We start from the raw sequence: 10,750 nt of genomic DNA on the forward strand, positions 1-10,750 counted from the left end.
TCCGGGACGAACCCCTCGTCGGCCTCCAGGGGCAGATGGACGGCCACCATCTCCCGCACCATCTCGGCGATGGCCGGCGAGGCGGTGAGCCCCGGGCTCTCGATGCCGATGAGGTTGATCAGCCCCGGACAATCCGGAGACTCCTCGATGACGAAGTCCCTGTTGCCGCCTACCTCCGGCGGGGTCTGCTTGGGACGGACCCCGGCGAAACTCCGGATGAAGTCCCGCATGGAGAGCCCCGGCAGCAGCTCGCGGCCGTGCTCCCGCAGCGAGGCCATCACCTGCCGGGTGGTGGCGCAGTCCTCGCGCTCCCCGACATACTCCGAGCTGGGGCCGATGAGGATGTTGCCCTCCACCGTGGGCGTCAGGTGGATGCCCAGGCCCGGGCTGTCCACCCGGGGGGCGGGGTAGATCAGCGTGGCCACGCTGCCCGCGAGCCGCCGGTCCAGCACGTAGTACTCCCCCCGGCAGGGATAGTGCCGGTAGCCGTCGATGCCGGCCATGGCGGCCACCCGGTCGGCGCCGAGGCCCGCCGCGTTGATGACCACCGGGGCGGAGACGTCACCCGAGGTAGTCTGCAGCGTGAAGCCCCCGGGGCCCCGGTGGATCCCGGTCACCTCGCTCTCCAGGCGGAAGGCCGCGCCGCCCCGCAGGGCGTTCTCGGCCAGGGCGATGGTCAGACTGTAGGGGCAGACGATCCCGCTGGAGGGGGAGTGGAGCGCCGCCACCCCTTCCACGCCGGGCTGGATCCGCCGCATGGCCCCGGGGCCGATCAGCTCCAGCCCCGGCACGCCGTTGGCCTCGCCCTGCTCCCTGATCCGGTGGAGTTCCGGTATCTCCGCTGTACAGCCTGCGACGGTGAGCTTGCCGATCCGCTGCATGGGCACCCGCAGCTCCCGGCAGAGCGGCGCCATCAGCTCGTTGCCCCGCACGTCGAGACGGGCCCGCAGCGTCCCGGGGCGGTAGTTGATGCCCGAATGCACCACGCCGCTGTTCCGGCAGCTGGTGCCCCAGCCTACGTCGGCCTCCTTCTCCACCACGCAGACCGAGAGCCTGTAACGGGCGAGCTCCCTGGCGACGGCGCAGCCCACCACACCTGCGCCGACAATGGCCACATCGGCCTCTGACGTCACGATCCCGACCACTCCCTCCTGCTACAGAAAAACGGCCCTCGTGCTGCAGGGCCGCTTGAACATCGCTCTTGTGTTGTCCGCAGCGTCTGGGCTGCAGATCCCCCGTGGCGTTACGAGACGTTGAAGGGGATCACGGCCTCCGGTGTGATCACGCGGAAGGTGAAGGATTCCGTGAGGAACAGCTGGACATCCTTCTCCGTGGCCGCCACGTAGCCCACCGAGAGGTCCTGCCCGATGGTGAGCTCCAGATCGTCGCCGCGGGTGGAGACCAGGTAGCTCTCGTTGAAATGGGGCAGATAGATGATGTCCCCGCCGTCGGTGATGCTGTCGATGCGCTTGGTCATGGGATAGCCGGTCTCCACGGAGTAGATGGTGTTCCAGAGATCCTTGCCGGCCACCAGGGCGTAGGGCCCCTCCACGCCGTCGTCGCGCATGGTGTTCACCGCTTCGGCGAGCGCGCGGAGGATGCCTGAATTCCTGGCCGTATCCATGTCGATGGAGCGGCTGCTGCCCACCTGCTTCATGCCCACGATACAGCCCTCGTCCAGGCCGTGGTAGACGGCCTCCTCCTCGAAGCGGGCCATGCTGCGGGCGGCCTCGTCGAGGTTGCCGAAATCGATGTCTTTGGCGCCGCGCACGGCGTTGTCCAGCTCCCAGCGGTCCAGCGTGAAGGTGCACCGTGTCTCCACCAGGGGCATGATCTCGTGGACGCCGAAGCCCACGTCGTCCTTCTTCCGGTCTTCGTCCACGCGGATCCGGCCGATGGGACGGGCCGCGTACTCCCAGCCGTGGGGGCCGGAGACATCTACAAAGCGCCGCGCCGAAAGGTGGCCCTTCAGCACGCTCCGCGCCTGGTCGTCGATCTCCTCCCACGCCTCGTCGGGAATGGGGGAGAGTGCTCGCTTGAGAATATCCATGCTATACGCTCCTTTCCGTGTTCAGCTTCGTCGTTCCTCCGCCCGGCCAGAGGGAAGATCCCCGGGGCCGGGGGGCGTCCGCAGGGTCGTCTACTTCAGACTCCCCAGGCCGAGTCCCGAGCCGTCGGTCCCCGGGGAACCGCCCTCGCCGTTTCCGCCGCCTGCCTCCTCGACCTCGGTGATCGGTGCCTCGGTGAAGAGGTAGGTCCGGAGATTCTCCTCCCAGGCGGGTACGTTCCTGCGCAGCCATTCCAGCACCATGCAGGCGTGTTCGATCTCCTCGTCGCGGTTGTGGGCGAGGATATCGCCGATGGTGTCGTCGCCGGTGGTGGCCACCCGCTGGTGGTACCAGTCCACGGCCTCCACTTCCTCCTTGAGGCTGTTCAACGCACGATGGATATCCCTGTCTTTCGCCTGGAGTTCCTCTGTCGGTTCATGATACATGGGAGCATGTCAACCCCTTTCGCAAGAATTACAGTTCCAATTATACACCTTTCGGCCGGGGCGCCGCCAACAGGCTGCGCCCCTCCTCTGTGGATGCTATCATACTTTGGCGGGGATCGGTAAGGTCTCTGCCCTATCGGGACGTCATCCCCGGCATGCCCAGACCTCACTGCAGACCAAACCGGCGGAGTCCTTCACGGACCCTGTCCAGCTCCTCTCCGGTGAGTTCCGCCGACGCCCGGCGCACCGCGAAGGGCTCCGGAGGCTCCTGACGCCGCCGAAGACCGGGCCAGGCATCCTCCAGCTTCTCCGCCACAGCGGAAAGCACTCCAGCCGGGTCGCGGCAGAGTTCTTCGTAGCGCAGCTCCAGCTTCCGCTCCGCCGGCAGACGGGCAAGCTCGTTGTGCAGATAGCGGTCGATATAGAAAAGCTGTCCCGCCACCTGGATGCCATAGTGCTCCCGGCAGAGCCGGTCGGCCTCCCTGGGCCGCAGCGAGGCCCACTCCTCCACGCTTCCCTTGATGCCCCTGCGGAGCTTGACCAGCGACGCGGCATTCTCGAGAGGATCCCTGGTGATCCGGACGAAGATGCTCCGCGGGAAGAGATCGGCCATCTCCCGGGTGAACCAGAGGGCGTGGAAGGATTTGAAGACCAGCGGCTTCCCGAAGGCTGCGGCCATGGCGGTGATCCTGCGGACCAGCAGCTCCCAGTCGATCCCGCTGCGGTCCACAGGCTCCCCCAGATCGCGGTTGCCCAGCAGCTCCGACCAGAAGTATCCGAACTCGTGGGGCTCCTCGATGCCTCCGGTGCGGCCGTAGCAGGAACGGAAATCCGTCCGGGGCCGGTCGGAGAGGAGCTTTCTGGACAGCGAGACGCCCACTGTCGGCACCTTCCAGAAGGCGGCGATCAGATTGTTGATGTAGCCCACATCGAGACAGGAGGAGACCAGCTGCGACAGAAGCGTCGTCCCCGACCGGGGCGCACCGACAAGGAAGACAGGCACTGGTTCCTCTCCACAGCCGTCAAGGGTCTTCTCCAGCGTCGCTTCCAGCTCTTCCAGACTGATGTTGAGATTCTCCAGAAGGTTCTCTTCGAAGGCGTCCTTCTCCTTCCAGATCAGCGGCTCCTCCTGCGTCGGATCTGTCCCCATGGCTAGGTTCCTCCCCCTTCCGTGTCCTCCCGGTCCTGGAAGGCTCTCCGGAGCGCGGCGAAGTCAGGCCGCTCGCCGGAGAAGGTCTGCTCGTCCATACCCTCTCGCTGAATCACCTTGCCCAGGGTCTTCCAGAGGATCTCCAGGTCCAGCGAAAAGCTCCAGCTGTCCACATACTCCAGATCCTTCCGGAACCGTTCCTCCCAGGAGAGGAGATAGCGTCCCTCGATCTGGGCGAGGCCGGTGATCCCCGGAGGCAGTCTGTGCCGTTCCATCAGGCGCGGCGGATAGTGGGGCAGATAGACCATCAGCAGCGGCCGGGGACCGACGATACTCATCTCCCCTTTGAGGACGTTGAACAGCTGCGGCAGCTCGTCGAGACTGCTCTTTCTGAGAAAACGGCCCAGAGGAGTCAGTCTTTCTGCATTAGGCAGCAGATTTCCATCCTGGTCACGTTCATTTGTCATGGTCCGGAATTTGAGAAGATAGAAAGGAACGCCGCCCCGGCCGGGACGCTGCTGTCGGAAGAGCACGGGCCGTCCCATGGAAACCAGAACCAGAAGCGCCACCGCCGCGATGACAGGGGAGAGCAGCAGTGTCGCCGTTCCGGCAATCGTAAGATCGAAGAGACGTTTCCGCAGTGGGTAGGAGGTCTTCATCAATTGTCGCCCCTCATCAGGCTCTGTAGGCCGGGAAGAACCCCTCGCGACGGGGCTCGGCCAGCCCCCGGGACCGTTTCCAGGCGCAGCGCTGTTCCAGCAGGTCGTCGTACCGCCTGGGATCGACGATCCACTTCCAGATCTTGAAATCGTGCCGCTCCCCGGAAAAACCGGCCTTGAAGAAAAACAGGGAGTCTTCCCTGTTCCCGACACCTCCACCGAGATGGAAGCGGGACGCCCCCTTCCCGCAGGACCAGCGGCGGACGGTGTCGAAGACCAGTTTCATCGGCGCGGCCGAGAGGAAGGCCCCCCTGGTCGCGCCGAGGTGATACTGCACCACATCCCCGCAGAGGGTGAATATCCCCGCCGCGGCGAGCTCATCCCGGTAGGTGCAGACAAAGAGCTTCGCCGTGAAGTCGCGGATCCGGAGGAAGTCCTCGAAATACCCCCGGGGAAAGAAATAGGATTCCCCGGCCTGGACACGCTCCATATTCTCGTAATAGGCCTCCACAAAAGCCGCGAGCCAGTCGCCCCTGGTATCGCAGAGACAGCAAAACCCATCCCGCTTCAGCTTGTTGATCCCCCGCTTGTGGTTCTTCCGGTGCTGCCTCCACTGTTCGTCCAGCGACATCGAGAGATCCACGGACACCGTCTCCGAAAGAGGCACAACTTCCCCCCGGGAGAGCAGCTCATCCTGTCGGGGAAGCAGGGGGTGCAGCCGCGAGAAGACCGACAGGATCCCCCGGCTGTCGCAGTAGGATGCCAGTTCGTCCATGAAGGGAGCCAGGAGAGGACGGGCGTTCTCGCCCGAAACGAGAGGCCCGGGATAGCCGTAGACCGATGTGGCGTCCCGCAGCCCTTCGCCGCGGAGTCCTTCCACCGTACCGTCGAGGGAGCGGATCAGCAGCGGCAGCGCCACGAAGGCCTCGCCCCCGGAGAGAACAAAGAGCAGCGGCTCGCCCTCTCCGTTCTGTCGGGCGAGCTCGTGGTATGAGGCCAGATGATAGAAATCGTACCGCCCGGCACGTCGGATTGTCTGGTTCCACCTTGCAGGCTCCTGTAGCGACAAGAGATGTAGTTTGGTCACATGATCACTCCAAGCTGACGTTGCGGTATGCAACCCACATATCAGACCATTACCCTTTGCAGTGTTTCCATCAACCCTGCATCGTCTTCTTCGTTGAGCAGATCCGCGATCGCAGCCCCCACAGATTCGACGGCAACCCCCTCATTCCTGGACAGGAAGATCTTCTCGTGGGCCGTGCGGTCCACGCAGTCCGGGTCGTAGAAGAGCTCCTCGAAGAGCTTCTCGCCGGGGCGCTTGCCGGTGAAGGCGATCTGGATGTCTTTGCCCGGGGTGTAGCCGTGGAGGCGGATGAGCATCTCCGCCAGCTCGACGATCCGCACCGGTTCGCCCATGTCGAGGACGAAGAGCTCGCCGCCCCTGCCCAGCGCCGCCGACTGGAGCACCAGGCTCACCGCCTCGGGGATGAGCATGAAGTAGCGCCGCATCTCCGGGTGGGTCACCGTCACCGGGCCGCCCGAAGCGATCTGCTCCTCGAACTTGGGGACCACGCTCCCCCGGCTGCCCAGGACGTTGCCGAAGCGCACCGCCGCATAGGCCGTTTCGGGGAACACCCGCTGCTGTTCCTGCAGCACCAGCTCGGCCAGCCGCTTGGTGGCGCCCATGACGTTGGCGGGGTTCACCGCTTTGTCGGTGGAGATCATCACCATCCGGCTGCAGCCCTGTTCGCCGGCGAGACGGGCCACCGTAGCGGTCCCGTGGGCGTTCACGCGGAGCGCCTCCCTGGCGTTGCTCTCCATGAGGGGCACATGCTTGTGCGCCGCGGCGTGGAAGACGATATCCGGCGTGTATTTCGCAAAGACCCGCTCCATGGAGGGCGCGTCGGCCACGTCGGCCACCACGGGGATGACGGGGTGCTCCGTGCAGCCTTCCAGCAGCCTGTAGAGGGAGTGTTCCCCGTGGCCCAGGGCCACCACGTCGCTGGGGGCGTACTCCAGCACCTGTCGGCAGATCTCGCTGCCGATGGACCCCCCCGCGCCGGTCACCAGCACCCGCCGGCCCCGGAGCAGCGCCCCGATGCCGCCCATGTCGAGCTCCACCGGCTCCCTGCCCAGGAGGTCTTCCAGCCTCACATTGCGGAGCCGGTTCATGGAAACGCCGCGGCCTGCCAGTTCGTGGAGCGAAGGCAGCACCCGCACCTCCACACCCTCCTCGGCGAGCCGGTCCAGCAGCCCCCGCAGCAGACGCCCGGCGGCGCTGGGGATCGCCACCAGGACAACCTCCACGCCGTTCCGGTCGATGAGGCCGGGAAGCTCCGCAACCATTCCCAGGACAGTCAGTCCGGCGATCTGCATCCCCCGCTTGGCCGGATCGTCGTCAACAAAACCCGCCAGCTCCAGGTCGCCGTCGTTGCGCTGCACGTCCCGGGCCAGAAGCGTCCCCGCCTCGCCGGCGCCCACCACTAGAGCACGGCGGCGTTTGGCTCCGGAGGGGGCGACAGGGGCCATCCGGCAGAGCCGCCAGGAGACCCGCAGCGCCGCCAGCAGCATGAGCCCCGAGATAGCCATGATCGCCAGGGAGGTGCGGGGAACGATGAGCCACTCGGGGAGGGCCGTCACCACCCAGAAGAGCAGAAGGCCGGGCAGGTACCACCGGGCGAGCCGGAGGTACTCCTCCACGCTGGCCTGTGGCCAGAGCACCCGGTAGAGCCCGCCGATCCAGAGGGAGGCGGCGATGGAAAGGGAAAACAGCAGCGCCGCCAGGGCGCAGTCCGCCAGATAGCGGGGCTCCAGAAAGAGGGTCAGCCGCAGGGCGTAGCCGATATAGGCGGCGAAGGCCAGCAACAGAAGATCCAGCGCGACCAGGCGTCTCCGGTTCCCCGCCCAGGCAAGCCACTGCCCCGCCAGCCAGAGCTTAGCCCGCCGCACCATGAAGGGCCTCGTGGAGGCTGTCTGTCACATAGTCGATCTCCTCGTCGGACAGATCGGTGTAGAACGGCAGCGCCAGCACCGAGGCGCAGACCGCTTCGAGCCCCGGGAAGTCGCCCTCCGCGAACCCGAACCGCTCGGCGTAGAAGGGCTGGTAGGGGATGGGCGTGAAGTAGGGCTTGCAGGCCACACCCCTGGCCTGGAGGGCCTCCATGACGGCGTCCCGGTCGATCCCTTCATCCAGGCGCACCACGTAGACAAACCAGCTCATCCGGTCGCACCAGTCACCCGGCGCCGGCGGGGTCACCCCGGGGATCGAAGCGAGCCGCCGGCCGTACCGTTCGGCCACTGCGGCGCGCCGGTCCACGATCGCGTCGAGCCGGCCGATCTGCGACCGGCCCAGGGCCGCCGACATCTCGTCGATCCGGTAGTTGTAGCCCAGCCGCACATGAGCGAGCCAGGCGCCGCTGTCGTCCCGCCCCTGGTTGATCAGCGACCGGACCGTCGCCGCGATGTCGTCGCGGTCGGTGACGATCATGCCGCCCTCGCCGGTGGTGATCTGCTTGTTGGGGTAGAAGGCGAAGGCGCCGGCGTCGCCGAAGGCCCCGCACATCCGCCCGAACGCCCTGGTGCCCAGGGCCTCGCAGCTGTCCTCCACAAAGAACAGCCCGTACTCCGTGGCGATCCGCTCGTACTCGGCCAGCGGCGCGGGCATGCCGAAGACATCCACCAGCAGCATCCCCCTGAGGCGTTCCGGGGCCAGGGGGGCATCCTCGCCGGGGAGGGTGACGGCCCCCTGGCGCACGCCCTCGATGGTCTGCCGGAGCGTTTCCGGCGAGGGCACCAGCGTTTCGGGATCGATATCCCCAAAGAGCGGCGCCGCCCCCGTCATGAGGATCACATTGCTGCTGGAGATAAAGCTGAAGGGCGTGGTGAGCACCACATCGCCCGGCCCGACACCCAGTGCCTCCAGGGTCACGTGCAGCGCCGCCGTGCCGCTGGAGCAGGCCACGGCGTGCCGCACCCCCACCGTTTCGGCGACGGCCTGCTCGAAGGCGGCGATCTCCGGGCCCAGGGCCACACGGCCCGACCGGAGCACCGCCAGCACGGCCTGGATGTCGCCGTCGCTGATCTGTCCGCTGGAAAGGGGGATCTCACGCACCCGCACCACCTCGTTTCACAAAGAATGGTCCACGAAGACGCAGCGGGCGACCCCAACCGGCCACCCGCTGCGCTCCTGCCGTCTATCCCGGACGCGCCCAGGCCGGCTAGAGGATCAGGTTGCTGCCGCCCTGTTGCCCGCCGCCGCGGCGCTCCAGTTCGTTGAGCATGTCCGGCGAGGCCACGTCGATACGGGGCTGCTGCTGGGACTGCTGGGCCTCCTTGAGCTGCTGCTCGTACTCGGCCATGTTCCGTTTCAGGCCCTCCACATCGCCCTTGATCCACTGGAGGATGCTCTCGGCAACGGCCTCCACGGTCTCCTCGTCGGGAAGCTCGCTGACGAGCTCCAGCTCCTTGAGCATATTGTGTTCCTCCCGGATGGAGTCCTTGATCTCCTCGTCGGTGATCAGGCCCTTGTTGTAGAGAACCCTGGAGATGATATTGAGCCGGGTCTTCAGGTTCTCGTCGGCCATGGCCAGGCCTTCCATCCTGCTGAGGAGCATCTGGATCAGTTCGTCGAGATTTACCTGTCTCTGCGACGCCATACGCTTCGCCTCCTTTCGCTGATTCCGAAATCAGCGGCCATTGTACCACACCTCACCGGGAGGCAAAGACCGCCGCTTCGGCACGCTACGGCTTGTCCCGGTACGCATCGACGGCGATCTCCCCGTCGATGAGCTGCTGTTCGATTCCACGGAGCCGCTCCTGCAGGTCCTCGGGGACATTCCGCTTCATCTCCGGCGTCCAGGAGAGCCCCACACCGCCCTCCCTGAACCCCAGGCTGTAGGTGTGACCCGCTTTGTAGCTGCCGTCGAGCCTGGCCTTGATCAGGTCGTAGACGGCCACGTCGCAGCGTTTCACCATGCTGCCCAGCACATGATCCGGGGCCAGCCACTCCTGGGGAGCGTCCACGCCGATAGCCCGGAAGCCCCCCTCCCTGGCCGCCCGGATCACACCCTCGCCGCTCCCGCCGGCGATCTGGAAGATCACGTCGGCGCCCCGGCTGTGCAGGGAGAGGGCCGTCTCCCTGCCCCCGGCGGGATCGGCCCAGCTGTCCACAAAAGCGACAAGGATCTCGATGTCGGAATCCACGTACCCGGCGCCCTGCCTGTAGCCCGCCAGGAAGTTTCGGATCACCGGGACATCCTCGCCGCAGACGGCGCCGATCGTGCCGGTCCTGGTCATCAATCCCGCCAGGGCGCCGGCGAGGAAGGCGCCCTCGTTCTCCTTGAAGTCCACATAGCTGGCGTGGGCCACATCGCCGGACATGTCGATCCGGACGAAATCGGTCTCCGGGAACCGCGGAACAACCTCTTCGAAGGCCTCCTCCAGCTCGAAGCCCACCACAAAGACCAGGTCGGCGTTCCGGGCCGCCCTCCGGAGGGAGGGCAGATAGGCACCGGGGTCACCCCGGCACTCCAGCACCCTCCCCCGCACCTCCAGCTCCCGTTGGGCCTTCTCCAGCCCGGCGTTGGAGCTGTCGTAGAAGGATTTGTCCCCCAGGGTATCGCCGATGACCAGGGCCACCTCCAGCGGCGCGGCGCAGGCCGCAGCAGCAGCACTGAGCAGCGACAGCGCGGCAAGCATCGCAATCCATCTCTTCACGGCTGCAGTCACCTCTTCTCTGTACATTCCACAGGACACGCTGCATAGTATAATACCGGAACGCCGAATTGCCTACGCCGACCCATCGGAAGCCGGAGCGTGCGCTCCCCTGCATAGTATAATGGCGGCGGATATCCAAAAGAGCAGCGACGGGAGTGATGGCATGCCGGGACGCCACGGCAGGAGAGGTCACGACAGAGCGCCGGGGGAACGCCGATGGTACATCCAGACCCTCAAGGAGGCGGGGTACCGGGTCACCAGCCAGCGCCGGACCATTATCGACGTCCTGCTGGCCCACAGAGGCGAGCATCTCAACGCACGGGAGCTGATGGACCATATCGCCGGGGAGGACCCCGGCGTGGGCTTCGCTACGGTCTACCGGACGCTGGAGATCCTGGTGGAGACAAATCTGCTGCACCAGATCAACCTGGAGGAGGGGTTCGCCCGCTACGAGGTGCCCGACGACCGCATGCACATCCACCTCTTCTGCTGCCGCTGCGGCAGGGTGATCCACCTCCCCGAGGACGGCGACAAGGAGCAGACCCTCGCCGCCTGGGCGGAGGGCACGGGATTCTCGCTGCTGCCGCAGACCCTGGAGCTCCAGGGGCTCTGCGAGGACTGCCGGAGGGAGGCGGCCGCCCCCGGCAGGCCGAGACGACGTGGCCGGTGCGGCAACCGGATCGTCGAGAATGGGCCCTGGTGCCCACAAGTCCGGGGCCAAGGGGGCTT

General features: G+C 66.3%; 11 protein-coding genes. 1 reads left to right on the forward strand and 10 read right to left on the reverse strand.

Features of this window, described 5'->3' with window-relative positions; translation table 11 throughout:
- The 10 genes from K9L28_10250 to K9L28_10295 all read right to left on the reverse strand — a co-directional run.
- On the reverse strand, positions 1–1,133 hold a 1,133-nt coding region (locus tag K9L28_10250), incomplete at its 3' end, for an NAD(P)/FAD-dependent oxidoreductase (protein MCF7936707.1).
- 110 nt (positions 1,134–1,243) lie between these two features.
- Positions 1,244–2,050 (reverse strand): bacteriocin family protein, encoded by an 807-nt coding sequence (locus K9L28_10255; GenBank protein ID MCF7936708.1) that lies wholly within the window; start codon positions 2,048–2,050, stop codon positions 1,244–1,246.
- Between the two features lie 90 nt (positions 2,051–2,140).
- Entirely contained in the window at positions 2,141–2,494 is a 354-nt protein-coding gene (locus K9L28_10260; GenBank protein ID MCF7936709.1) for a ferritin-like domain-containing protein, read from the reverse strand.
- A gap of 166 nt (positions 2,495–2,660) precedes the next feature.
- Positions 2,661–3,644 carry a sulfotransferase gene (locus K9L28_10265; protein MCF7936710.1) on the reverse strand — a complete coding sequence of 328 codons (984 nt, stop codon included), beginning with the start codon at positions 3,642–3,644 and terminating at the stop codon, positions 2,661–2,663.
- A 2-nt stretch (positions 3,645–3,646) separates the two neighbouring features.
- Entirely contained in the window at positions 3,647–4,303 is a 657-nt protein-coding gene (locus tag K9L28_10270; GenBank protein ID MCF7936711.1) for a sugar transferase, read from the reverse strand.
- A gap of 16 nt (positions 4,304–4,319) precedes the next feature.
- Complete coding sequence (locus K9L28_10275) at positions 4,320–5,390, reverse strand: GNAT family N-acetyltransferase (GenBank protein ID MCF7936712.1); 1,071 nt, start codon at positions 5,388–5,390, stop codon at positions 4,320–4,322.
- Between the two features lie 41 nt (positions 5,391–5,431).
- Positions 5,432–7,258: a polysaccharide biosynthesis protein gene (locus K9L28_10280; GenBank protein ID MCF7936713.1), complete on the reverse strand. Its 1,827-nt coding sequence runs from the start codon at positions 7,256–7,258 to the stop codon at positions 5,432–5,434.
- Positions 7,242–8,417: a DegT/DnrJ/EryC1/StrS family aminotransferase gene (locus K9L28_10285; protein ID MCF7936714.1), complete on the reverse strand. Its 1,176-nt coding sequence runs from the start codon at positions 8,415–8,417 to the stop codon at positions 7,242–7,244. The genes K9L28_10280 and K9L28_10285 overlap by 17 nt, the downstream gene beginning before the upstream one ends.
- A 106-nt stretch (positions 8,418–8,523) precedes the next feature.
- On the reverse strand, positions 8,524–8,961 hold the full coding sequence (locus tag K9L28_10290; protein MCF7936715.1) for a hypothetical protein: 438 nt from the start codon (positions 8,959–8,961) through the stop codon (positions 8,524–8,526).
- Between the two features lie 85 nt (positions 8,962–9,046).
- Positions 9,047–10,048 (reverse strand): BMP family ABC transporter substrate-binding protein, encoded by a 1,002-nt coding sequence (locus K9L28_10295; protein ID MCF7936716.1) that lies wholly within the window; start codon positions 10,046–10,048, stop codon positions 9,047–9,049.
- Between the two features lie 94 nt (positions 10,049–10,142).
- Between K9L28_10295 and K9L28_10300 the strand changes: the two genes are divergently transcribed.
- On the forward strand, positions 10,143–10,750 hold a 608-nt coding region (locus tag K9L28_10300; protein MCF7936717.1), incomplete at its 3' end, for a transcriptional repressor.

This window comes from Synergistales bacterium, from assembly GCA_021736445.1.
GTDB lineage: Bacteria > Synergistota > Synergistia > Synergistales > Aminiphilaceae > JAIPGA01.

What these genes read in the sequence shown, in the direction of transcription:
- K9L28_10260 (MCF7936709.1), bottom strand. Translation starts at nt 2,494, where the DNA reads ATGTATCATGAACCGACAGAGGAACTCCAGGCGAAAGACAGGGATATC.
- K9L28_10265 (MCF7936710.1), bottom strand. Translation starts at nt 3,644, where the DNA reads ATGGGGACAGATCCGACGCAGGAGGAGCCGCTGATCTGGAAGGAGAAG.
- K9L28_10280 (MCF7936713.1), bottom strand. Translation starts at nt 7,258, where the DNA reads ATGGTGCGGCGGGCTAAGCTCTGGCTGGCGGGGCAGTGGCTTGCCTGG.
- K9L28_10290 (MCF7936715.1), bottom strand. Translation starts at nt 8,961, where the DNA reads ATGGCGTCGCAGAGACAGGTAAATCTCGACGAACTGATCCAGATGCTC.
- K9L28_10295 (MCF7936716.1), bottom strand. Translation starts at nt 10,048, where the DNA reads ATGTACAGAGAAGAGGTGACTGCAGCCGTGAAGAGATGGATTGCGATG.
- K9L28_10270 (MCF7936711.1), bottom strand. Translation starts at nt 4,303, where the DNA reads ATGAAGACCTCCTACCCACTGCGGAAACGTCTCTTCGATCTTACGATT.
- K9L28_10255 (MCF7936708.1), bottom strand. Translation starts at nt 2,050, where the DNA reads ATGGATATTCTCAAGCGAGCACTCTCCCCCATTCCCGACGAGGCGTGG.